At 40.7% G+C, this 22,772-nt stretch carries 23 protein-coding genes and 2 tRNA genes; 24 read left to right on the top strand and 1 reads right to left on the bottom strand.

Annotated elements, in window-relative coordinates:
• Positions 1 to 56: 56 nt before the first annotated feature.
• The 5 genes from OZX76_RS07895 to rpoC all read left to right on the top strand — a co-directional run bounded on the left by OZX76_RS07895 (position 57) and on the right by rpoC (position 10,465).
• Positions 57 to 128 (top strand) — tRNA-Gly (locus OZX76_RS07895).
• Positions 129 to 173: 45 nt separating this feature from the next.
• Positions 174 to 247: transfer RNA gene (locus tag OZX76_RS07890), tRNA-Pro, on the top strand.
• Between the two features lie 197 nt (positions 248 to 444).
• A complete protein-coding gene (locus tag OZX76_RS07885) occupies positions 445 to 2,925 on the top strand; it encodes an ATP-dependent Clp protease ATP-binding subunit (protein WP_277181530.1) in 2,481 nt (826 codons plus the stop codon).
• 210 nt (positions 2,926 to 3,135) lie between these two features.
• Positions 3,136 to 6,783, top strand: a complete 3,648-nt coding sequence (rpoB, locus tag OZX76_RS07880; protein WP_277179276.1) for a DNA-directed RNA polymerase subunit beta — start codon at positions 3,136 to 3,138, stop codon at positions 6,781 to 6,783.
• A gap of 16 nt (positions 6,784 to 6,799) precedes the next feature.
• Positions 6,800 to 10,465 (top strand): DNA-directed RNA polymerase subunit beta', encoded by a 3,666-nt coding sequence (gene rpoC, locus OZX76_RS07875; protein WP_277179275.1) that lies wholly within the window; start codon positions 6,800 to 6,802, stop codon positions 10,463 to 10,465.
• 44 nt (positions 10,466 to 10,509) lie between these two features.
• Here rpoC and OZX76_RS07870 read toward each other — a convergent pair whose 3' ends face one another.
• Positions 10,510 to 11,202 carry an A24 family peptidase gene (locus OZX76_RS07870; RefSeq protein WP_277179274.1) on the bottom strand — a complete coding sequence of 231 codons (693 nt, stop codon included), beginning with the start codon at positions 11,200 to 11,202 and terminating at the stop codon, positions 10,510 to 10,512.
• Positions 11,203 to 11,347: 145 nt separating this feature from the next.
• Here OZX76_RS07870 and OZX76_RS07865 point away from each other — a divergent pair, with 145 nt between their 5' ends.
• The 19 genes from OZX76_RS07865 to OZX76_RS07775 all read left to right on the top strand — a co-directional run bounded on the left by OZX76_RS07865 (position 11,348) and on the right by OZX76_RS07775 (position 22,752).
• Positions 11,348 to 12,745, top strand: coding sequence for an ISLre2 family transposase (locus OZX76_RS07865; RefSeq protein WP_277178302.1), 1,398 nt, complete (start codon positions 11,348 to 11,350; stop codon positions 12,743 to 12,745).
• Positions 12,746 to 12,952: 207 nt separating this feature from the next.
• Positions 12,953 to 13,360: a 30S ribosomal protein S12 gene (rpsL, locus tag OZX76_RS07860; protein WP_277179273.1), complete on the top strand. Its 408-nt coding sequence runs from the start codon at positions 12,953 to 12,955 to the stop codon at positions 13,358 to 13,360.
• A 14-nt stretch (positions 13,361 to 13,374) separates the two neighbouring features.
• Positions 13,375 to 13,845, top strand: a complete 471-nt coding sequence (gene rpsG, locus OZX76_RS07855; protein WP_277131861.1) for a 30S ribosomal protein S7 — start codon at positions 13,375 to 13,377, stop codon at positions 13,843 to 13,845.
• A gap of 35 nt (positions 13,846 to 13,880) precedes the next feature.
• Complete coding sequence (gene fusA, locus OZX76_RS07850) at positions 13,881 to 15,974, top strand: elongation factor G (RefSeq protein ID WP_277179271.1); 2,094 nt, start codon at positions 13,881 to 13,883, stop codon at positions 15,972 to 15,974.
• 348 nt (positions 15,975 to 16,322) lie between these two features.
• On the top strand, positions 16,323 to 16,631 hold the full coding sequence (gene rpsJ, locus OZX76_RS07845; protein ID WP_046327486.1) for a 30S ribosomal protein S10: 309 nt from the start codon (positions 16,323 to 16,325) through the stop codon (positions 16,629 to 16,631).
• 25 nt (positions 16,632 to 16,656) lie between these two features.
• A complete protein-coding gene (gene rplC, locus OZX76_RS07840; protein ID WP_277130570.1) occupies positions 16,657 to 17,286 on the top strand; it encodes a 50S ribosomal protein L3 in 630 nt (209 codons plus the stop codon).
• A gap of 14 nt (positions 17,287 to 17,300) precedes the next feature.
• Positions 17,301 to 17,933: a 50S ribosomal protein L4 gene (gene rplD / locus OZX76_RS07835; protein ID WP_277142784.1), complete on the top strand. Its 633-nt coding sequence runs from the start codon at positions 17,301 to 17,303 to the stop codon at positions 17,931 to 17,933.
• Positions 17,930 to 18,235 (top strand): 50S ribosomal protein L23, encoded by a 306-nt coding sequence (gene rplW, locus OZX76_RS07830; RefSeq protein WP_277131858.1) that lies wholly within the window; start codon positions 17,930 to 17,932, stop codon positions 18,233 to 18,235. Before rplD ends, rplW begins: the two co-directional genes overlap by 4 nt.
• A 15-nt stretch (positions 18,236 to 18,250) precedes the next feature.
• On the top strand, positions 18,251 to 19,087 hold the full coding sequence (gene rplB, locus OZX76_RS07825; protein WP_277131856.1) for a 50S ribosomal protein L2: 837 nt from the start codon (positions 18,251 to 18,253) through the stop codon (positions 19,085 to 19,087).
• 18 nt (positions 19,088 to 19,105) lie between these two features.
• A complete protein-coding gene (gene rpsS / locus OZX76_RS07820; RefSeq protein ID WP_277131854.1) occupies positions 19,106 to 19,387 on the top strand; it encodes a 30S ribosomal protein S19 in 282 nt (93 codons plus the stop codon).
• A 19-nt stretch (positions 19,388 to 19,406) separates the two neighbouring features.
• Positions 19,407 to 19,760 carry a 50S ribosomal protein L22 gene (rplV, locus tag OZX76_RS07815; RefSeq protein WP_277179269.1) on the top strand — a complete coding sequence of 118 codons (354 nt, stop codon included), beginning with the start codon at positions 19,407 to 19,409 and terminating at the stop codon, positions 19,758 to 19,760.
• Positions 19,761 to 19,773: 13 nt separating this feature from the next.
• Positions 19,774 to 20,445, top strand: a complete 672-nt coding sequence (gene rpsC, locus OZX76_RS07810) for a 30S ribosomal protein S3 (RefSeq protein ID WP_277179267.1) — start codon at positions 19,774 to 19,776, stop codon at positions 20,443 to 20,445.
• Positions 20,445 to 20,855 carry a 50S ribosomal protein L16 gene (rplP, locus tag OZX76_RS07805; protein WP_277179265.1) on the top strand — a complete coding sequence of 137 codons (411 nt, stop codon included), beginning with the start codon at positions 20,445 to 20,447 and terminating at the stop codon, positions 20,853 to 20,855. Before rpsC ends, rplP begins: the two co-directional genes overlap by 1 nt.
• Complete coding sequence (rpmC, locus tag OZX76_RS07800) at positions 20,845 to 21,042, top strand: 50S ribosomal protein L29 (RefSeq protein ID WP_277130580.1); 198 nt, start codon at positions 20,845 to 20,847, stop codon at positions 21,040 to 21,042. Before rplP ends, rpmC begins: the two co-directional genes overlap by 11 nt.
• An 18-nt stretch (positions 21,043 to 21,060) precedes the next feature.
• On the top strand, positions 21,061 to 21,327 hold the full coding sequence (rpsQ, locus tag OZX76_RS07795; protein ID WP_277130581.1) for a 30S ribosomal protein S17: 267 nt from the start codon (positions 21,061 to 21,063) through the stop codon (positions 21,325 to 21,327).
• Between the two features lie 32 nt (positions 21,328 to 21,359).
• Positions 21,360 to 21,728, top strand: coding sequence for a 50S ribosomal protein L14 (rplN, locus tag OZX76_RS07790; protein WP_277130582.1), 369 nt, complete (start codon positions 21,360 to 21,362; stop codon positions 21,726 to 21,728).
• 17 nt (positions 21,729 to 21,745) lie between these two features.
• Positions 21,746 to 21,997: a 50S ribosomal protein L24 gene (rplX, locus tag OZX76_RS07785; RefSeq protein ID WP_277179263.1), complete on the top strand. Its 252-nt coding sequence runs from the start codon at positions 21,746 to 21,748 to the stop codon at positions 21,995 to 21,997.
• Positions 21,998 to 22,011: 14 nt separating this feature from the next.
• Positions 22,012 to 22,554: a 50S ribosomal protein L5 gene (gene rplE, locus OZX76_RS07780; RefSeq protein ID WP_277130584.1), complete on the top strand. Its 543-nt coding sequence runs from the start codon at positions 22,012 to 22,014 to the stop codon at positions 22,552 to 22,554.
• A 12-nt stretch (positions 22,555 to 22,566) separates the two neighbouring features.
• A complete protein-coding gene (locus tag OZX76_RS07775; protein WP_046307561.1) occupies positions 22,567 to 22,752 on the top strand; it encodes a type Z 30S ribosomal protein S14 in 186 nt (61 codons plus the stop codon).
• The last annotated feature ends 20 nt before the right edge of the window (positions 22,753 to 22,772 follow it).

Here is a 22,772-nt window from a genome sequence, read left to right as displayed (position 1 = left end):
TTCTTGCAAAAAAGGTTTGCAAAATCAAATTCATTTGCTATAATAATAAATGTCTTGCGGAAGTAGTTCAGTGGTAGAACATCACCTTGCCATGGTGGGGGTCGCGGGTTCGAATCCCGTCTTCCGCTTCATAATAAAAAGACTCACCGCTTGGGTGAGTCTTTTTATTGAAACGGGAAATAGCTCAGCTTGGTAGAGCGCTACGTTCGGGACGTAGAGGTCGCAGGTTCGAATCCTGTTTTCCCGATAAGCAACTGTTCGGTAACGGACAGTTTTTTTGTTATCTATAAATGATTATAATAAAGAATATTAGCGTAAGTACATTGTCTTTGCTATAATAATTGCAATGTTTTTGACATGAACAGTAACCATTTAAAGTAAGTGGTTTTACAATTGGCTTTAAAGAGATTACCAATATTCATGTCATTTTAAGGTGGTGCTATGATGAAGAACTCTTACAGTAAAAGTGCAAATCAAGTATTAGAGATTGCACGTGAACAAGCACAGAATTTTCATCATCGCTTAATTGGTACTGAACATGTACTGCTTGCGATGGTGATTGAATCAGATGGCGAAGCCGGCAAGGATTTGCGGGCTTGGGGAGCTACACCTACCGCTATTCGCGAAGAAATTGAGCGCTATACTGGTTATGGCTCTGCTGCTAAAACTAGTTATATGGAGATGTCACCGCGTTTGAGCATGGCATTAGCATATGCTGGCACATTAGCAGAGCGTGGTGGTTCAAACGAGGTTAAGACTAGTCATATTTTGCTTGGGCTAATTTCTAGTGAGCAAGTTTTAGCAGCGACTATTTTGCGTAATCTGAATATTAATATTCAAGGTTTGCGAGATGATGCTCAGCGCAGCCTTGGTCAAGAGGACAACTCAGAAATTGATAATGATTGGTTTGGTGCAGCACCAACTGAAATAAATAATAAGCCTAAGAGCACGACGCCGACTTTAGACCAAGTTTCGGTTAATTTAAATGAACGTGCAGAAAACGGACAGATTGATCCAGTGATTGGTCGCGATCAAGAGATTGCTCGAGTAATTGAAATCCTATCGCGGCGCACTAAGAATAATCCGGTCTTAATTGGGGAACCCGGTGTGGGTAAAACAGCGGTTGCTGAAGCAATCGCAACGGCGATCGTGAATAAAAAGGCACCACATGACTTATTAAATAAGCGGGTAATTTCGCTTGATTTGGGCGGCTTAGTAGCTGGAACCAAGTACCGCGGTGAGTTTGAAGACCGTATGAAGAAGATTATTAAAGAAATTACCAAAGATGGTAAAATTATTCTTTTTGTTGACGAAATGCATACCTTAATCGGTGCTGGTGGCGCCGAAGGCTCAATTGATGCAGCTAATATTTTGAAGCCATCACTTGCTCGCGGTGACATTCAAATGATTGGGGCAACAACTTTTGATGAATACCAAAAGTATGTGGAAAAGGATCAGGCTTTAGCCCGCCGCTTCCAACAAGTTCGACTCAATGAACCTTCACGAGCAGAATCACTAGCAATTTTAACTGGCTTACAAGCTAAATATGAAAAATTCCACCATGTTAAATTTACTAAGGCTGCTCTAGAGGATGCGGTGGATTTGTCCAGTCGCTATATCTCTAACCGTTATTTGCCTGACAAGGCAATTGACTTGATTGATGAGGCCGGTGCTGCAGTTAAGATTAAGACGAACAAGGCGCCTGACAATCAGTTAATGCAGGTTAATGACCAAATTAAGCAGGTAATTGATCAAAAGAATCAGGCAGCTGTCAACCAGAACTTTGTTGAAGCTGCTAAGCTGCAAGACCGACAAAACAGTTTGCAATTGAAGCGGGACAAGCTGGCTAATCGACTGGAAGAAAAAGTTGACAGTAAAGCTGTGGTCAAGTCGGAAGATATTGCTAAAGTGGTATCTAATTGGACTGGCGTTCCGGTTACGCAAATGAACCGAAACGAGTTGAAGCAGTTAGCCAACCTTGAAAATGATTTGCACCGCCGCATTATCGGTCAGGACAAGGCAGTTTCAGCAGTTAGTCGGGCAGTTCGCCGCAGCCGCAGCGGGATTAAGGATGAAAATCGTCCGATTGGCTCATTCTTATTTTTAGGACCAACTGGTGTTGGCAAGACCGAGCTGGCAAAAGCGATTGCGGCTGCAATGTTTGGCTCAGAAAATAATTTAATCAGAATTGATATGTCTGAATATATGGATCAGATTGCCAGCAGCAAGTTAATTGGTTCGGCTCCCGGCTACGTTGGCTACGATGAGGGCGGTCAGCTGTCCGAAAAGGTGAGACGTCACCCATATTCAGTTGTTCTGCTTGATGAAGTTGAGAAGGCACATCCTGACGTGTTTAACTTGTTATTGCAGGTTCTTGATGACGGCTTTTTAACCGATTCTAAGGGAAGAAAAATTGACTTCCGGAATACAATTATCATTATGACTTCTAACCTAGGTTCGCGTTCACTATTTGAAACCCAGGCAGTTGGCTTTAATGCCGATAATTCTAGCCAAATTAAGATGCGGCGTGAACGGGTTAAGCAGGCACTCAAGCAATTCTTCAGACCAGAATTCTTGAACCGAATTGACGAGACAATTATTTTTGATGAATTGAATGCTAGCCAATTGCGGCAAATCGTTACGCTCTTAACGCGCAAGTTAATCGATAGATTAGCTAAAAAGGGTATTCAGCTTAAGTTATCCCGAGCAGCAATGGATAAAATTGCCAAGGATGGTTATAATCCAGAAATGGGTGCTCGGCCGCTTAGACGAGCAATTCAGACTGATGTTGAAGATGAAGTTGCTTCAATGCTGATTAAAGGTGCACTGCAAGCTGGCGATTTACTCAAGATTGGCAGCAATCATGACAAGCTGAAGTTTGAAGTTGTTAAAGCAGTTGATGCAGAATTAGTTGGTATAAACTAAATTAGTTGACAGAATAGGCAAATTTTGTTATATTTAAGCGTGATTAAAAAGGCTGAAGTTCAGAATTTTGCTGATATATTGTCCAGCAGAATAATAAAAGACAAAAACGACAATGTTGTTTTTGTCTTTTTTATGCTTAAAATTCCAGCCTTTTGAATTTGTAAATGAAATGTAATATTTGCTTTCTCTAACAGAAAGGATGTTTTCTCCTTGTTAAATGGACACGTAGTGAACTATGGTAAACACCGTACAAGACGTAGTTTTTCACGGATTAAAGAAGTGCTGAAACTACCTAACTTGACTGATGTTCAAACCGAATCATATAAGTGGTTTTTGGATGAAGGTATTAAGGAAGTCTTTGACGACATTATGCCAATTAGTGACTTCTCAGGTAAGCTTTCTTTGGAATACATGGGTTATAAATTACAAAAGCCTAAGTACACCGTTGATGAAGCCCGTGATCATGATGCGACTTATTCAGCACCAATGCACGTTACTTTGAAGTTAACTAACCAAAAAACCGGTGAAATTAAGACCCAAGATGTTTTCTTTGGCGATTTACCATTAATGACTGAATCTGGTTCATTCATTATTAACGGTGCCGAAAGAGTTATTGTTTCACAGTTAGTTAGATCGCCAAGTGTTTATTACTCAGGTGACTATGATAAGAATGGCCGCCAAATCTTTGGCACAACTGTCATTCCTAACCGTGGGGCATGGCTTGAATTTGAAACTGATGCTAAGAATATCTCATATGTTCGTGTTGACCGGACTCGTAAGTTGCCTTTGACTGTATTAATCAGAGCAATGGGGATTGGCTCAGACGGTGATATTTTAGATGTGTTTGGTCAAAGTGATACTTTACAATTCACTTTGGATAAGGATGTACATAAGAACCCTGCTGACTCACGAGTTGCAGAAGCATTAAAGGATGTTTATGAAAGATTACGTCCTGGTGAGCCGAAGACAACGGATTCTTCACGGTCTCTACTTTATGCTCGTTTCTTTGATCCGCGTCGTTACGACTTGGCTTCAGTTGGTCGTTACAAGGTCAACAAGAAGTTATCATTGAAGAACCGTTTATACGGTCAAACGTTAGCTGAAACTTTGGCTGATCCTGACACTGGTGAAATTATTGCTAAGAAGGGTACTGTTGTTACTCATGAAGTAATGGATACTTTAGAGAAGTACCTTGACCGCGATGACTTCAAAATGGTTACTTATGAACCATCTAAGGAAGGTGTTCTGCCAGATCCAATTAATGTTCAAGAAATCAAGGTTTACTCAAAGGTAAATCCAGAACGTGTTGTCAAGATGATGTCCAATGGTCACATTGACAAGAGTGTTAAGTACTTAACACCTGCTGATGTTTTGGCTTCAATCAATTACTTCTTGTTATTACAAGATGAAATTGGCAATGTTGATGATATTGACCACTTAGGTAACCGTCGTATTCGTCGAGTCGGTGAATTATTGCAAAATCAATTCAGAATTGGTTTAGCGAGAATGGAACGTGTTGTTCGGGAAAGAATGTCAATTCAAGACCCATCAACTGTTACGCCTCAACAATTAATTAACATTCGTCCAATCGTTGCCAGCATCAAGGAATTCTTTGGTTCCTCGCAACTGTCACAGTTCATGGATCAACATAACCCGCTGGGGGAATTAACGCACAAGCGTCGGATGTCTGCCCTAGGGCCTGGTGGTTTAACACGTGACCGTGCCGGATACGAAGTTCGGGATGTGCACTATACCCAATATGGTCGTTTATGTCCGATTGAAACGCCAGAAGGTCCAAACATTGGTTTGATTAACTCTTTGGCAACATACGCTGTGATTAACAAGTATGGCTTTATTGAAACACCATATCGTCGCGTTTCTTGGAAGACCCACAAGGTTACTGACAAGATTGACTACTTAACAGCCGATGTTGAAGATAACTATATTATTGCCGGAGCTAACACACCGCTTAATCCAGATGGTTCATTTAAAGATGAATTGATTTTGGCTCGTTCAAAGGAGGACAACGTCGAAGTTAGTCCAGATAAGATTGACTACATGGACGTTATTCCTAAGCAAGTTGTGTCTGTTGCTTCTGCATGTATCCCATTCCTTGAAAACGATGACTCTAACCGGGCTTTGATGGGTGCTAACCAGCAACGTCAGGCTGCGCCGTTAATTAATCCGCATAGTTCTCTTGTTGGAACTGGGATGGAATATCGTGCTGCTCACGATTCTGGTGCTGCTTTAATTGCTAAGGCTGCAGGTAAAGTTGAATATGTTGATGCTAACTCTATTCGAATTAGGCGTGCTGATAGTACTTTGGACGAATACGTTCTTGAAAAGTACCGTCGGTCAAACAACTCGAAGTCGTATAACCAAACACCAAACGTTAAGTTAGGTGATGAAGTTGTTGAAGGCGAAGTTATTGCTAACGGTCCAACAATGGATCACGGCGAATTAGCTTTGGGTCAAAACCCAGTAATTGCCTTCATGACTTGGAACATGTACAACTATGAAGACTCAATTATGTTGTCAGAACGACTTGTTAAGGATGATGTATACACCTCAATCAGTATTGAAGATTACGAATCTGAAGCTCGTGACACTAAGCTAGGTCCAGAGGAAATTACACGTGAATTGCCAAACGTTGGTGAAGATGCGTTAAAGGACCTCGATGGCGAAGGAATTATCCGCATCGGTGCTGAAGTTCACGATGGCGACATTTTGGTTGGTAAAGTTACACCTAAGGGTGTGACTGAGTTATCAGCTGAAGAAAGATTATTGCACGCTATCTTTGGTGAAAAGGCACGTGAAGTTCGAGATACTTCTTTGCGGGTACCTCACGGCGGCGGCGGAATTGTTCGCGACGTTAAGGTTTATACTCGTGAAAAGGGCGACGAATTATCACCAGGTGTTAACACCTTGGTTAGAATTTACATTGCCCAGAAGCGTAAGATCCAAGTCGGAGATAAGATGTCCGGTCGTCACGGTAACAAAGGTACGGTTGCTGCAGTTGTTCCAGAAGAAGATATGCCATACTTGCCAGATGGTACACCAGTTGATATTTGTTTGAACCCAATGGGTGTTCCTTCGCGTATGAACATTGGTCAGCTTTTGGAATTACACTTGGGCTGGGCTGCAAATAGCTTAGGTATTCACGTTGCAACACCAGTATTTGATGGTGCTAGTGAAGATGATGTTTGGGACACAGTTCACCAAGCCGGAATCGATAAAGACGGTAAGACTGTTCTTTACGATGGTCGTACAGGTGAACCATTCCACAACCGGGTTTCAGTTGGGATCATGCACTATCTGAAGTTGACTCACATGGTTGACGATAAGATTCACGCTCGTTCAATTGGGCCTTACTCACTTGTTACGCAACAACCTCTTGGTGGTAAAGCACAATTTGGTGGTCAGCGTTTTGGTGAAATGGAAGTTTGGGCTCTTGAAGCTTACGGTGCTGCGTACACTCTGCAAGAAATTTTGACTTACAAGTCAGATGATGTTGTTGGTCGTGTAAAGGCATACGAAGCAATTGTTAAGGGTGAAAGAATTCCTAAGCCAGGTGTTCCAGAATCATTCCGTGTTCTTGTTAAGGAATTACAATCATTAGGATTGGACATTCGCGTTCTTGACATGGATCATAATGAAATTGAATTACGTGACATGGATGATGATTCAAATGAACATTTGAATATTGATACTTTGTCGAAGATGGCTGAAGAGCAACAAAAGAAGAAGTTAGCCGAAGAAACTGCCAAATCTGATGGTGAAGACGAGCTAGTTAAGGAAGTCAAGAAGACTGAAACTGCCATTGACGAATCTGACGATGACAACAAGATTTCTAAATAAGTAGGGGGTTAAACTTTTGATCGATGTAAATAAGTTTGAAAGCATGCAAATTGGCCTTGCATCACCTAACAAGATCCGCAGCTGGTCATACGGTGAAGTTAAGAAGCCAGAAACAATTAACTACCGTACTTTAAAGCCAGAAAAAGACGGTTTGTTTGATGAAAGAATTTTCGGGCCAACGAAAGACTGGGCTTGTGCATGTGGTAAATATAAGGGTGTTCGTTACCGCGGGATCGTTTGTGATCGCTGTGGGGTTGAAGTCACCTCTGCCAAAGTTAGAAGAGAGCGGATGGGCCACATTGAGTTGGCTGCTCCTGTTACTCATATCTGGTACTTTAAGGGTATTCCATCACGGATGGGATTAATTCTTGATATGTCACCAAGATTACTAGAAGAAGTAATTTATTTTGCGGCTTATATCGTAATCGATCCGGGTGACACTGACCTTGAATTTAAGCAATTAATGACTGAAGCTGAATATCGTGAACAAAAGGCAAAATTCGGTAGTCGCTTTGTTGCCAAGATGGGTGCTGAAGCTATCCGTGATTTATTACGGAAAGTTGATTTGGCTAAGGAAGTTACCGATTTAAAGAAAGAATTGGAAACTGCAACTGGTCAAAAACGGACACGGGCAATTAGACGTCTAGATATTTTAGATGCCTTCAAAGATTCAGGCAATAAACCTGAATGGATGGTTATTGATGCCGTTCCAGTTATCCCGCCGGACTTACGGCCAATGGTTCAACTAGAAGGTGGCCGGTTTGCGACCTCCGACTTGAATGACCTTTACCGCCGGGTAATTAACCGGAATAACCGGTTGAAGAGATTGCTTGACTTAAACGCACCAAACATTATCGTGCAAAACGAAAAGCGGATGTTGCAAGAAGCTGTCGATGCTTTGATTGATAATGGCCGTCGTGGTCGTCCAGTTGTTGGACCAGGTAACCGACCATTGAAGTCATTGTCACACATGCTTAAAGGTAAGCAAGGACGTTTCCGTCAAAACTTGCTTGGTAAGCGTGTTGACTATTCAGGTCGTTCGGTTATTGACGTTTCACCGAAATTGAAATTCTATCAATGTGGTGTTCCGCGGCCAATGGCGCTGGAATTGTTCAAGCCATTCGTAATGCACGAATTAGTTAAGCGTAAGATTGCTTCTAACATTAAGAGTGCTAAGCGTAAGATTGATCGTGAAGACGATGATGTCTGGGATGTATTGGAAGATGTAATTAAGGAAAGAACGGTTCTGTTAAACCGTGCCCCTACTTTGCACCGTTTGAGTATCCAAGCCTTCGAACCAGTTTTGGTTCCAGGTAAATCAATCCGTTTGCACCCATTAGCTTGTGAAGCTTACAATGCCGACTTCGATGGGGACCAAATGGCTATCCACGTTCCATTATCAGATGAAGCTGTTGCTGAATCACGGTTGTTGATGTTAGCTGCGCATCATATCTTGGCACCAAAAGATGGTAAGCCAATCGTTACACCTTCACAGGATATCGTGTTGGGTAACTACTGGTTAACTCAGGCTGAACGTGGTCGTGAGGGTGAAGGTATGATTTTCAACTCACCTGCAGAAGCTACAGTTGCATACAATAATGGTGATATTCACTACCATACAATCATTGGTATGTCAGCTGATTCAATGCCGAAGAAATCATGGCCTAAGGGTTATGAACATGGTATTTTCATTACCACTTATGGTCGAGTAATTTTTAACCAAATTACACCAGAAGATTACTTCTACATTAATGAGCCAACCGAAGAAAACTTGAACAATCCACTAGCACCTAAGTACTTCTTAGAACCTGGTGAAGACATTCATGAAAAGATTGACAGTGTTGGTGACGAATTAGTTGCAACACCATTCAAGAAGTCATTTTTGTCTGATTCAATTGCGACAATTTACAAGTATTACAAGGTTCAAAGAACCTCAGAATACCTTGATGATTTGAAGAAGTTAGGCTACACTAGCTCAACTACTTCCGGAATTACCATTGGGATGACTGATGTTCCAGAAATTAATGATAAGGACGAAAAGGTTGCTAAGGCACACAAGCAAGTTGATGTTGTTTCTAAACAATTTAGACGTGGCTTGATTACTGAGCAAGAGCGGCACGATCGGGTTATTAGCATTTGGAATGAATGTAAGGATCAAGTTCAAAACGAAATTGCGCAGATTTATGATCCACGTAATCCAATTACAATCATGGCCGACTCTGGTGCCCGTGGTAACATTTCTAACTTTACACAGTTAGCCGGAATGCGTGGCTTGATGGCCACTCCTAACGGTGGGTTGTTTGAAATTCCTGTTACGTCAAACTTCAAGGAAGGTTTGTCAGTTTTGGAATTGTTCATGTCCACTCACGGTGCCCGTAAGGGAATGACTGATACGGCCTTGAAGACTGCTCAGTCAGGTTACTTGACACGGCGGTTAGTTGATGTTGCTCAGGATGTTATTATTCGTGAAGACGATTGTGGTACTGATCGTGGCATTCACGTTCACGCCATCATGGAAGGTGACGAATTAATCGAGCCTTTGTACGATCGTTTGCTTGGTCGTTTCACTGCTGAAACTGTTAAGGATCCTAAGACTGGTGAAGTACTTGCTGGTCCAAATGAAATGATGGATGAAAACTTAGCTCACAAGATTTGTGATGCTGGTGTTACTGATGTCAAGATTCGTTCAATCCTGATCTGTGATACACCTCACGGTGTTTGTCGTAAGTGTTACGGAATGAACTTGGCTACTGGTGAAGAAGTTGAAGTCGGTGAAGCAGTTGGTACTGTTGCCGCTCAATCAATCGGTGAACCTGGTACACAGTTGACTTTGCGTACTTTCCACAACGGTGGGGTTGCCGGTGCTGAAGATATTACTCAGGGTCTTCCTCGTGTGCAAGAATTGTTTGAAGCTCGTAACCCTAAAGGTCGGGCAATCATTTCTGAAGTTGATGGTATCATTGATTCAATTCAAGAAAACCCAGCTGAACATACGCGTGAAATCACTGTTAAGGGTAAGATTGATACCAGAAGTTACAGTATTCCTTATACTGCTTCTGTCGCTGTTGCCGAAGGTGACTTTGTTAACCGTGGTGACAAGTTGACTTTGGGTTCTGTTGATCCTAAGGAATTAATTCAAGTAACTGATACCTTGACAACTGAAGAGTACATTTTAGTTGAAGTTCAAAAAGCCTACAGAATGCAGGGGGTAGACATTTCTGACAAGCACGTCGAAGTCTTAACTCGGCAAATGTTGCAAAAAGTTCGGATCCTTGATCCAGGCGAAACTGACTTATTGCCAGGTGCTGTAATGGATATTGGTGACTTTAAGGAACGCAACAAGTCAGTTATTATTTCTGGTGGTATCCCAGCTACTGCACAAAGTGTTATCTTGGGAATTACTAAGGCTGCCCTTGAAACTAATAGTTTCTTGTCAGCTGCCTCATTCCAGGAAACAACTCGTGTTCTGACTGATGCATCAATCAGAGGCAAGAACGATCCATTGCTTGGTTTGAAAGAAAATGTTATTATCGGTAAGATTATTCCAGCTGGTACTGGTCTTCCAATTTACCGTAATATGGAACCTGAGGCTGATGTTAAGAAGCCACAATCTGTTTACTCAATCGCTGATATTGAGAAAAAGATGAAGGAAGCTGACAAGGCTAAGGAACCACAAAAGTAGTTCAAAAATAAATAGCGTTTCTATATAATAGTAGGAACGCTATTTTATTTGAATAAAAGTTGAATAGTTAGTCCAAGAAAGAGATAGGGGACAAAGGCAATGGCTTGTTGCTTTTGCCCTTTTTGCTTTTTCAGGTAAAAATGGACAATTAATAATGCTGAGCCAATTAAAAAGGTTAGGTTTGCTGTGTGCGGGCTAAAGTAGATAGCGAGGATAAGATAAATGAGCAAATCGCCACTACCCAATTTGTGCTGCCAAACGAAGAATAGCAATAATAGTAAAATCGGTAATAATTCTATACAATCTAAAAATTGAAAGTGAAGTAGGTCTTTACTTTTGAAGAGTGCTAGACATAAGGCTGGTGCAAGCATCAGCAAATGAAATTCTTGTTTCTCAAAATCGCTGATGGCAGCAAGTAGAAGACTGAAAATCAGGATAGTAGTTGCCCAACCATTAATTCGGCTGAAGTCAATTTGGCTGAAGGCAAGCCCGCCGCAAATTTCAATCACCGGCAAGTTGATTGGGATTGAATGACTGCAATAGCGGCATTTACCATGAAGCCAAAGATAAGAAATCACTGGCAATTCGTCAAGTATGCTGAGTTCGGTCTGGCAAATGTTGCAACGCGATCGAGTTAAGAAAAAGTCAGAAGTTTCCCAACGGTCACAAACGACAGCGGCATGGGATGCAAGGCAGGTGCCGATTAAAAAATTAGTTAGTGTATAAATCCAGTTCATGTTGTTACCTCATTAATAGGTACGCGAAAATTGAATTTTTAAACGGTTAGCGTAAAGTATTTGTGGGGAAAATAAAAAATAGAAGAGAACCTTCTGCTAAAATGTAGTTTGAACAAAATTTACATTCAGAAAGGTTTTCTTCTATATGACTAGTTTACTACAAGATTTACAGCTTTTGTTAGATAATTTAACTACTGATACTAATAAGCTGCTGGACTGTCAGCTTACTTTCGATGATGTCTTAGAAGCATTCATGCAGAAATTGCGCCATTGGGGTTTAAAGCTAATTGGTTCTTATCTTGAGCAGCTTGATGCTAGTTATAAGCAGTTGCCTAGTCGCAAAAAGCAGTATGAAGTTAAAGCCATGCGTACATGTATTAAGCAGACTTTGTATGGGCAATTAACTTTTAAGCGTACTTATTACCAAGATAAACAAGACCAACATTATTTCTTTTGGCTTGATCAAGCCTTAGCTTTCACCAAGTATAGCCGGATGACCTTAGGCTTTAAGGCGGCTGTTTTAGAAAACGTAGCTAAATATCATTATCAGGCAGCCATTGATTTACTTAAATACAGTGAAATCCATTCTAAAACAACAGTCATGAATATTGTTCATCGTGCAGGCCAGCTATTGCCTAATCAACCTGATCAGGTGCAAGCACGAAATAAGCAAATTGTTTATTTAGAAGCAGATGAAGATCATGTCGCCTTTCAAGATGGCAGTAACCATTTTATGAAGTTAGTGTACTTACACGAAGGCTATGATGAAAGCCAGAAGCGCCATCACTTAATTAAGCCTAAATATTTTACTGGTACTTATGCTGGTATGGCCAATGAACAACTGTGGGACGAGGTGCTATGTTATTTAGAAGCTAATTATCCGCAAGCTAAGCAGTTTTATCTTGCTGGTGATGGCGCGCCTTGGATTAAGGCGGGCGCTAAATATTTACCTAACTGTAAGTTTGTCTTGGATCGCTTTCATTTGTTAAAGTATTGCCGTCAAGCCGCTGTTAATACTAAGGCAGCTGCTGCTTATCGCTTATATCATTGGGCTTTAACCGGTCAGCGGGACAAAGTAGAATTATACTTTGAAACTCGCTTTAGTGATCCCGACTTAACATCAACGCAAATTGCCGCTCTTAACCAAGCTAAAACTTATCTATTAGGTAATTGGCAGGCAATTTTAAATACGCAAGAAGCAGCTTATCAGCGTTGCACCGCTGAAGGCCACATCAGTCATTATTTGTCAGAGCGGCTGAGTTCAAGACCAATGGGCTGGAGTAAGGTAGGAGCTGAAAGTGTAGCCAGAAGCATTATCTTCCAGTTAAATGGCGGCGATATTAGCCAATATTTGCTTAACGAGCAACGAAAAGCTGCTAAAGAGCAAAGAATTAGGCAAGTAGACCATCGTTTTAAGGCAAAGAACAGACCGTATTATGAGTATTTTCAAGCAGACTTTGGCGAAACGGCCAAGACACATTATTGGAATCAAGGGATCATTAATGGCGGGCAGATATTTGATTTACCCGAGCAAATAATTTAAAAGCGAAAACTACAAATAGCAGCAGGTAAAGGCTTAAAGTTTATTACCCACAAAAAGTTGACACTAACTTTTAAACGAATAAAGATTGATTTATCTTTAAAAACGAGTACAATAGTCTTTGTATGTTTTGAAGATAGTTCAGGATCTAAAAAAGAAACTCCTGGATGTGTGAACAGAATAAACAGTTTTTTTAGGAGGAAAAAGTTAATGCCAACTATTAACCAATTGGTAAGAAAAGGCCGTCACTCAAAGACGACTAAATCAAAGTCACCAGCTTTAAGCTACGGCTACAACAGTATGAAGAAAGAATTAGTATTCAACCCAGCTCCACAAATGCGTGGTGTTGCAACTCGTGTTGGTACTATGACACCAAAGAAGCCAAACTCAGCTTTACGTAAGTATGCTCGTGTTCGTCTTTCTAACTTAATCGAAGTTACTGCTTATATCCCAGGTGAAGGTCACAACTTGCAAGAGCACTCGGTTGTTTTAATCCGTGGTGGTCGTGTAAAGGACCTTCCTGGTGTACGTTACCATATTATTCGTGGTGCCCTTGATACTGCTGGTGTTGATGGCAGAAAACAAGGCCGTTCTAAGTACGGTGCTAAGAAAGATTAAGGAGGAGTTAAATAATGCCTAGAAAAGGACATGTAACTAAAAGAGACGTTTTAGCAGATCCAGTTTATAACTCAAAGCTTGTTACTAAGTTAATCAACCACTTGATGCTTGATGGTAAGAGAGCTAAGGCATCTTCTATCCTTTATGATGCTTTCAACATCGTTAAAGACAAGACCGGCAAGGAACCACTTGACGTTTTTGAAGAAGCTATGAACAACATTATGCCAGTTTTGGAAGTTAGAGCTCGTCGTATCGGTGGTTCAAACTACCAAATTCCAGTTGAAGTTCGTCCAGAAAGAAGAACTACTTTAGGTTTAAGATGGCTTGTTTCATACGCTCGTTTACGTAATGAACATACAATGGATGAACGTTTAGCTAACGAAATTATCGACGCTTCAAACAACACCGGTTCTGCAGTTAAGAAGCGTGAAGATGTTCACCGTATGGCTGAAGCTAACCGTGCATTTGCACACTACCGCTTCTAATTTGATTGGTATATTTTTTAAGGAGATAAGAATTTATGGCTAATAAGCGTGAATTTCCATTAGAAAAGACACGTAACATTGGTATTATGGCCCACATTGATGCGGGTAAAACTACCACTACTGAACGTATCCTTTACTACACTGGTAAGATCCACAAAATTGGTGAAACCCACGAAGGTGACAGCCAAATGGACTGGATGGACGAAGAAAAGGAACGTGGGATTACCATTACATCAGCCGCTACGACTGCGCAATGGAAAGACTACAGAATTAACATCATTGACACCCCAGGACACGTTGACTTCACTATCGAAGTTGAACGTTCACTCCGTGTTCTTGACGGTGCGGTAACTGTTCTTGATGCTCAAGCTGGTGTTGAACCACAAACTGAAAATGTTTGGCGTCAAGCTGAAACTTACGGTGTTCCTCGAATTGTTTTTGTTAACAAGATGGACAAGATTGGTGCAGATTTCGATAAATCTGTTACTTCTTTACATGAACGCTTAAATGCCAATGCCTTACCTGTTCAAATGCCAATCGGTTCTGCCGAAACTTTTGAAGGTGTTATCGACTTAATCAACATGGTTGCTGATGTTTATGATGAAGACAAGCTTGGTTCTAAGTGGGAAACTATTCCAGTTCCTGACGAATACAAGGCTGATGCTGAAAAGCGTAGAAGTGCTTTGATTGAACAAGTTGCTGATGTTGACGATGACATTATGGAAAAATACCTTAATGGTGACGAAATTTCCATTGATGAATTAAAGGCTGCTATTCGTAAGGCTACCTTGAACTTGGAATTGTTCCCAGTATTTGCTGGCTCAGCTTTCAAGAACAAGGGTGTACAAATGATGCTTGACGGTGTGGTTGACTACTTGCCATCGCCTGTTGACGTTAAGCCATACATCGCTCACGATCCTAAGACTGGTGAAGAAGAAGAATTAGTAGCAGGAGACGATAAGCCATTCTCAGCTTTAGCTTTCAAGATTGCTACTGACCCATTTGTTGGTCGTTTGACTTATATTCGTGTTTATACTGGTTCTCTTGAATCAGGTTCATACGTTTTGAATGCTTCAAAGAACAGTCGTGAACGTGTTGGACGTTTGTTGCAAATGCACGCCAACTCAAGAACTGAAATTCCAGAAGTATTCTCAGGTGATATTGCTGGTGCTATTGGTTTGAAGAACACTACTACTGGTGACTCATTAACTGATCCAGACCACCCATTAATTTTGGAAAGTTTGGAAGTTCCAGATCCAGTTATCCAAGTTTCGATTGAACCTGAATCAAAGGCTGATCGTGATAAGCTTGATGTTGCTTTGCAAAAGTTGACTGAAGAAGACCCAACTTTCAGAGCTGAAACTAATGCTGAAACTGGTCAAACCTTGATTTCCGGAATGGGTGAATTGCACTTGCAAATCATGGTCGAACGGATGAAGCGCGAATTCCACGTTGAAGCTAAGATCGGTGAACCACAAGTTGCTTACCGTGAAACCTTCACTAAGCCAGCTAAGGCTCAAGGTAAGTTCGTTCGTCAATCCGGTGGTAAAGGTCAATACGGTGACGTTTGGGTTGAGTTTACACCAAACGAAAGAGGTAAAGGCTACGAATTCGAAGATGCCATTGTCGGTGGTGTTGTTCCTCGTGAATTTATCCCTTCAGTAGATGCTGGACTTCAAGAATCAATGAAGAACGGTATTCTTGCTGGCTACCCATTGATCGACGTTAAGGCTAAGCTTTACGATGGTAGTTATCACGAAGTCGACTCATCTGAAGCTGCCTTCAAGGTTGCTGCATCACTTGCTTTGAGAAATGCTGCTCCTAAGGCTGGTGCTGTTATTCTTGAACCAATTATGAAGGTTCAAGTAATCACCCCAGAAGAATACTTGGGTGATGTAATGGGCTCAATTACTGCTCGTCGTGGTACGATGGACAATATGCAAGACCGTTCAGGTGCTAAGGTATTGAACTCAATGGTTCCACTTGCTGAAATGTTTGGTTACGCAACTACTTTGCGTTCATCAACTCAAGGTCGTGGTACATTTACGATGGTATTTGACCACTACGCAGCAACTCCTAAGTCAATTCAAGCAGAAATTATCAAGAAGCGCGGCGGCGAAGCTGACTAATTCTTGTTAGTTTAAAAAATAAAAAATAAGATTTTTAAAAGTCATTGGTAATGCCAATGACTTTTTTTCTGTTTTTTTCAAAAAAATAATAATAAAAAAGTTAAGTAATATAGAAAGAAAAAGCAAAAAATTAAATTAAAATGCTCTAAATCCTTGATATTTCAACAAAGAGCAGGTATACTAGTCTTTGTGTGTTTGGGGGAGTGCTATGCTCTAAACACATGTAATTGTTGTAAGCGTTGATGCAAAAGGTTGCGGCACACCAGGCTGCATTGCCACAGAGGTGTGGCCGGTAATTTTTGCGGAGGCTAGTCATCTTTTAAAAGAAGACGTTAAGGAGGTAATTCAATGGCAAGTCAATCTATTCGTATCAGACTTAAGTCATACGAACATGGTATTCTCGATGAATCAGCTGCTAAGATTGTAGCTACTGCTAAGAGAACTGGTGCTGAAATTTCAGGTCCAGTTCCACTACCAACAGAAAGGGTTTTGTTCACTGTTCTACGTTCACCACACAAGAACAAGGACTCACGTGAACAATTTGAAATGCGTACGCACAAGCGTTTAATCGACATTTTAAATCCTACACCTAAGACTGTTGATTCTTTAATGAAGCTTGATCTTCCAAGCGGCGTTGACATCGAAATTAAATTATAATTTTTAAAAAGAAAGAGGTGTAATCATGACCAAAGGAATCTTAGGAAGAAAAGTCGGTATGACTCAAGTCTTTACTAAAGATGGTATCCTTGTTCCTGTAACTGTTGTTGAAGCAACTCCTAACGTTGTTATGCAAGTTAAGACTGTTGAATCAGACGGTTACGAAGCAGTTCAATTAGGATACCAAGATAAACGTGAAGTTTTGAGCAACAAACCAGAAAAAGGTCATGCTGCAAAAGCAAAGACTTCGCCTAAGCGCTTCATTCGTGAAATCCGCGGAGTTGAGCTTAAGGACTACGAAGTCGGCTCAGAAGTTACTGTGGACACATTTAAGGAAGGCGACGTTGTAGACGTTACTGGAATTACAAGAGGTCATGGATACCAAGGTAACATTAAGCGTTGGGGCCAATCACGTGGACCTGAAACTCACGGTTCAAGATACCACAGAGTTCCAGGTTCAATGGGTTCCATCATTAACCGTGTACCAAAGGGCAAGCGTTTGCCAGGTCACATGGGTATGAAGAAAGTTACCATTGAAAACTTAGTAATTGAAAAAGTTGTAGCAGATAAGAACGTATTGCTGATTAAAGGTAATGTTCCAGGTGCTAAGAACTCATTAATTACTGTTAAATCTGCTGTTAAGATTAATAAATAGGAAGGAGGACTAGAATGGCTAATTTAAAGGTTATCGATCAAAAAGGTAAAGATGCTGGTGAAGTTACTTTAAATGATGCAGTTTTTGGTATTGAACCAAACGAAAGCGTTGTGTTTGACGCAATCATCAGACAAAGAGCTGGCAAACGTCAAGGTACCTCAAAAGTTAAGAATAGATCTGCTGTTCGCGGCGGTGGTAAGAAACCATGGAAGCAAAAGGGTACAGGACGTGCTCGCCAAGGTTCCATTAGATCTCCACAATGGCGCGGCGGTGGTGTTGTCTTCGGACCAACTCCACGTTCATACGCATATTCAATGCCAAGAAAGCAACGTCGTTTGGCTATTAAGTCAGTTCTTTCCCAAAAATTGATTGATCAAGATTTAATCGTTTTAGACCAGTTGACAATGTCAGCACCTAAGACTAAAGAATTTAAGTCAATGTTAAGCAGCTTGAATGTTGAAGGTAAGGTTTTAGTTGTTTCAGACGACAAGAACGTACAACTTTCAGCAAGAAACTTAACTAATGTTAAGGTTGTTCCTGTTAATGGCGTAAATGTTGAAGACGTTGTTAACTACGGCAAGTTGATCTTGACTAAGGATGCTGTAGAAAAGATTGAAAAGAATGTTGAGGGGGCTTCAAAGAAATGAGTGCACACGATATCATTTTAAGACCTGTCATTACTGAAAAGTCAACGAACTTAATGGATGATAAGAAGTACACTTTCAACGTGCTTTTAACTGCAACCAAGACTCAAGTTCGTATCGCTGTTGAAGAAATCTTTGATGTTAAAGTTAAGAAAGTTAACATCATGAACGTTCGTGGCAAGGACAAGCGCGTTGGTCGCTATGCTGGTAAAACAGCTCGTACACGCAAGGCAATTGTTACCTTAACTGACGATTCAAACGACATTAAGATTTTCAAAGACGAAAACAAAGAAGAGAATAAGTAATAGGAGGTCAGTCAATTGGCTATTAAAGTTTATAAGCCAACCACAAATGGTCGCCGTAATATGACTTCTTCCGACTTCGCTGAGATTACGACGAGCAAGCCAGAACGTACCTTGCTTGAATCACAATCACATACAGCAGGCCGTAACTCATATGGTCATATTACAAGTAGACACCGTGGTGGTGGTCACAAGCAAAAGTACCGTGTTATCGATTTTAAGCGTAATAAAGATAATGCAAAAGCAGTTGTTAAATCTATCGAATACGATCCAAACAGAACTGCTAACATTGCACTTCTTCACTACACTGACGGTATCAAGACTTACATTCTAGCACCTAAGGGCTTAAAAGTTGGCGATATTGTTGAATCTGGTGCAGATGCAGATATCAAGCCAGGTAACGCATTACCATTAAAGAACATTCCTACTGGTACCTCAATTCATAACATTGAAATGAAACCTGGTAAGGGTGGACAATTGGTAAGAAGTGCTGGTACAAGTGCTCAAGTGTTAGGTTTTGACGGTAAATATGCATTAGTCAGATTACAAAGTGGCGAAGTTCGTAAGATCTTGTCAGTTTGTCGTGCTACTATCGGCGTTGTTGGTAATGAACAACATTCATTGATTCAATTAGGTAAAGCTGGTCGTAGTCGTTGGTTAGGCAGACGTCCACAATCACGTGGTTCTGTAATGAACCCTAACGATCACCCACATGGTGGTGGTGAAGGTAAGGCTCCAGTTGGTCGTCCACAACCTATGACTCCTTGGGGTAAGAAGAGTCGCGGCGTTAAGACTAGAAATAGTAAGAGAGCTAGCGAGAAGCTGATCATTCGTCACCGTAAGGGTAGCAAATAATAGAAGGAGGGTTAATTAATGAGCCGTAGTATTAAAAAAGGACCTTTTGCAGACGCATCATTGTTGAAGAAGGTTGAAGCTCAAGAAAACGCAGAAAAGAAGCAAGTTATTAAGACTTGGTCACGTCGTTCAACTATTTTCCCTTCCTTTGTTGGTTTGACTATAGCTGTTTACGACGGTAGAAAGCATGTTCCAGTTTACATTACTGAAGACATGGTTGGTCACAAGTTAGGTGAATTCGTTCCAACGAGAACTTTCCGTGGACACAAGACATCTGACGATAAGGCCACTGCAAAATAAAGAAGGGAGAAACACTTAAATGGCAGAACAAATTAGTTCAGCTAGAGCTGAAGCAAGAACTGTTCGAATTGCTGCAAGAAAAGCTCGCTTAGTCGTTGACTTAATTCGCGGCAAAGACGTTGCTGAAGCATTAGCAATCTTGGAATTTACGCCTAGAGCTGCTTCCCCAATCGTTGAAAAAGTTTTACGTTCAGCTATTGCTAACGCAGAACACAACTATGATCTTGAAAGTGCAAATCTTTACGTATCAGAAGCATATGTAAATGAAGGTGCAACTTTGAAGAGATTCCGGCCACGTGCCAAGGGTATGGCTTCTCCAATTAACAAGAGAACAAGTCATGTAATTGTAGTAGTTTCAGAAAAGAACGATTAAGGGAGGTATATTAATGGGTCAAAAGATTAACCCAAATGGTTTCCGTCTTGGCGTTATTCGCGATTGGGAATCTAAATGGTATGCTGACAGAGGATATAAAGAAACCTTAAATGAAGACCTGCGCATCAGAAAATTCATTTCTAAGAAGTTGAAGGATGCCTCTGTTTCTACTGTTGAAATTGAACGTGCAGCTAACAGAATCAATATTTCCATCAATACTTCAAAACCGGGTATGGTAATTGGTAAAGGTGGTTCTGAAGTTGAAGCTTTGAGAAGAGACTTGAATGCTTTGACTAAGAAACAAGTACATGTCAACATTGTTGAAATTAAGAAACCAGATCTTGATGCTAAATTAGTTGCTGACAGTATTGCCAGTCAACTTGAAGCTCGTATTGCTTTTAGACGTGCAATCCGTCAAGCTACTCAAAGAAGTATGCGTGCTGGCGCTAAAGGTATCAGAGTACAAACCTCTGGTCGTTTAAACGGTGCCGACATGGCAAGAAGAGAATGGCATACAGAAGGTCGGGTTCCATTACAAACTTTAAGAGCTGATATTGATTACGCTTGGGTAAATGCTTTCACTACTTATGGTGAAATTGGTGTTCAAGTTTGGATCAACCGCGGTGAAGTCTTGCCTACTAAGAACAAGAAGCCCGCAAAAGCTGTGAAGGGAGGAAACAAATAATGCCTTTAGTACCAAAACGAGTAAAACACCGTCGTGAATTCCGTGGTAAGATGCGTGGTGCTGCTAAAGGTGGTAAAACCATTGCCTTTGGTGAATATGGTTTAGAAGCCCTTGAATCTCACTGGATAACTAATCAACAAATTGAAGCTGCTCGTGTTGCGATGACTCGTTACATGAAGCGTGGTGGTAAAGTTTGGATCAGAATTTTCCCACAAAAGTCATACACTGCTAAAGGTGCACCAGCTGGTTGGGTAGCTGTAGTAAAAAGAGAAAAAATTATGTTTGAAATTGGTGGCGTTGACGAAGCAACTGCTCGTGAAGCTTTGCGTCTTGCTTCAACTAAGTTACCAATTAAATGTAAGTTTGTGACTAAAAGTTCGGAAGTAGGTGGCAATTCTAATGAAGGCTAAGGATATCAGAACACTAACCACTGATCAAATGTTAGAAAAGGAAAAGCAATACAAAGAAGAACTTTTCAACTTGCGTTTCCAACAAGCAACGGGTCAATTAGAAAATACCGCTCGCCTGAGTAAAGTCCGCAAGAATATCGCTAGAATTAAAACAATTCTTAGTGAAGAAGCATTGAAGAAAGATTAGTGGAAGGGAGTTATTAACTTGAGCGAATCAATCGAAAGAAATCATCGTCACGTATACCAAGGTCGTGTAGTTTCTGATAAGAATGACAAAACTATCACTGTTGTAGTTGATACCTACAAGAACCACCCTGTTTACAAGAAGCGTATTAGATATTCTAAGAAATACTATGCACAAGACGAAAATAATGAAGCTAAAGTTGGCGATACTGTTCGTATCATGGAAACTCGTCCATTATCTCGTACAAAGCGCTTTCGTTTAGTAGAAATTGTTAAGAAATCTGTTTAATTTTGCGGATTTAGTGAGGGGAGGATTATACAGTGATTCAAAATGAATCCCGTTTGAGAGTTGCTGATAACTCTGGTGCCAGAGAACTTTTAGTTATTAGAGTCTTAGGTGGATCAAAACGTAAGACTGGTAACATTGGTGATATCGTGGTAGCAACTGTTAAACAAGCAACACCAGGTGGCGTTGTCAAAAAAGGTGACGTTGTTAAAGCAGTCATTGTTAGAACAAAATCAGGCGCACGCCGTGAAGATGGATCATACATTAAGTTTGATGAAAATGCCGGCGTAGTTATTAATGCAGATAAGAGTCCACGTGGTACTCGTATCTTTGGGCCTGTTGCACGTGAGTTACGTGAGCACGACTTTATGAAGATCGTCTCTCTTGCTCCTGAAGTCTTATAATTAAGTGAGGTGCACTGATGTTTGTTAAAACTGGTGACAAAGTAAAAGTTATTGCCGGAAAAGATAAGGGCAAAGAAGGTGTAGTTCTTTCTGTTAACGTTAAAAAGAACCGTGTGGTTGTTAAAGGCGTTAATACGATTAAGAAGCACGAAAAGCCTTCACAAAGCAATGCAAACGGTGGCGTAGTTGAATCAGAAGGTTCAATTCATGCATCAAACGTTAAAGTTATTGCTAAGGGTGAAAGCAAAAAAGAAGAAACTAATAAGTAGAAGGGAGGACACAAATGGCAAGTTATTTAGCTCAAGAATATAAAGAAAAGATTGTTCCTGCATTACAAGAAAAATTTGAATATGATTCTGTTATGCAAGTACCAAAAATTGAAAAAATCGTTTTGAACATGGGTGTTGGTGACGCAGTTTCCAACGCTAAGAACTTAGACGAAGCAGTTGAAGAATTAACTTTAATTTCTGGTCAAAAGCCTTTAGTTACTAAGGCAAAGAAGTCAATTGCTAACTTCCGTTTACGTGAAGGAATGTCAATTGGTGCTAAGGTTACACTTAGAGGTACTAGAATGTATGATTTCTTATACAAGTTAATCAATGTTTCACTTCCACGTGTTCGTGACTTCCGCGGTGTTTCAAGTCGTTCATTCGATGGTCGTGGTAACTACACTTTAGGTATCAAGGAACAATTGATTTTCCCAGAAATTGACTTTGATAAGGTTAACCGTACCAGAGGTTTAGATGTTGTTATCGTTACTACTGCCAATACTGACGAAGAGGCTCGTGAGCTTTTAGGTCAATTTGGTATGCCGTTTGCAAAATAATGGAGGACATTAATGGCTAAAACATCACAAAAAATTAGAAATCATCGTCCTGCTAAGTTTTCTTCACGTGAATATACACGTTGTGAGAGATGTGGTCGTCCACACTCAGTTTACCGTAAATTTGGCTTATGCCGTATTTGCTTGAAGGATTTAGCTCACAAAGGTCAAATCCCAGGTCTTAAAAAGGCTAGTTGGTAATACGGTTAGGAGGATAGCAT

The organism is Lactobacillus sp. ESL0677 (assembly GCF_029392875.1).
In the GTDB taxonomy this organism is placed as follows: Bacteria; Bacillota; Bacilli; order Lactobacillales; family Lactobacillaceae; genus Lactobacillus.
This window is presented reverse-complemented; position numbering and strand designations above follow the sequence as displayed.

What these genes read in the sequence shown, in the direction of transcription:
- rplP (WP_277179265.1), top strand. Translation starts at nt 20,445, where the DNA reads ATGCCTTTAGTACCAAAACGAGTAAAACACCGTCGTGAATTCCGTGGT.
- rplD (WP_277142784.1), top strand. Translation starts at nt 17,301, where the DNA reads ATGGCTAATTTAAAGGTTATCGATCAAAAAGGTAAAGATGCTGGTGAA.
- rplE (WP_277130584.1), top strand. Translation starts at nt 22,012, where the DNA reads ATGGCAAGTTATTTAGCTCAAGAATATAAAGAAAAGATTGTTCCTGCA.
- rpsS (WP_277131854.1), top strand. Translation starts at nt 19,106, where the DNA reads ATGAGCCGTAGTATTAAAAAAGGACCTTTTGCAGACGCATCATTGTTG.
- rpmC (WP_277130580.1), top strand. Translation starts at nt 20,845, where the DNA reads ATGAAGGCTAAGGATATCAGAACACTAACCACTGATCAAATGTTAGAA.
- rpsL (WP_277179273.1), top strand. Translation starts at nt 12,953, where the DNA reads ATGCCAACTATTAACCAATTGGTAAGAAAAGGCCGTCACTCAAAGACG.
- OZX76_RS07865 (WP_277178302.1), top strand. Translation starts at nt 11,348, where the DNA reads ATGACTAGTTTACTACAAGATTTACAGCTTTTGTTAGATAATTTAACT.
- OZX76_RS07870 (WP_277179274.1), bottom strand. Translation starts at nt 11,202, where the DNA reads ATGAACTGGATTTATACACTAACTAATTTTTTAATCGGCACCTGCCTT.
- rpsC (WP_277179267.1), top strand. Translation starts at nt 19,774, where the DNA reads ATGGGTCAAAAGATTAACCCAAATGGTTTCCGTCTTGGCGTTATTCGC.
- OZX76_RS07775 (WP_046307561.1), top strand. Translation starts at nt 22,567, where the DNA reads ATGGCTAAAACATCACAAAAAATTAGAAATCATCGTCCTGCTAAGTTT.
- rplV (WP_277179269.1), top strand. Translation starts at nt 19,407, where the DNA reads ATGGCAGAACAAATTAGTTCAGCTAGAGCTGAAGCAAGAACTGTTCGA.
- OZX76_RS07885 (WP_277181530.1), top strand. Translation starts at nt 445, where the DNA reads ATGAAGAACTCTTACAGTAAAAGTGCAAATCAAGTATTAGAGATTGCA.
- rpsG (WP_277131861.1), top strand. Translation starts at nt 13,375, where the DNA reads ATGCCTAGAAAAGGACATGTAACTAAAAGAGACGTTTTAGCAGATCCA.
- rplC (WP_277130570.1), top strand. Translation starts at nt 16,657, where the DNA reads ATGACCAAAGGAATCTTAGGAAGAAAAGTCGGTATGACTCAAGTCTTT.
- rplW (WP_277131858.1), top strand. Translation starts at nt 17,930, where the DNA reads ATGAGTGCACACGATATCATTTTAAGACCTGTCATTACTGAAAAGTCA.
- rplX (WP_277179263.1), top strand. Translation starts at nt 21,746, where the DNA reads ATGTTTGTTAAAACTGGTGACAAAGTAAAAGTTATTGCCGGAAAAGAT.
- fusA (WP_277179271.1), top strand. Translation starts at nt 13,881, where the DNA reads ATGGCTAATAAGCGTGAATTTCCATTAGAAAAGACACGTAACATTGGT.
- rpsJ (WP_046327486.1), top strand. Translation starts at nt 16,323, where the DNA reads ATGGCAAGTCAATCTATTCGTATCAGACTTAAGTCATACGAACATGGT.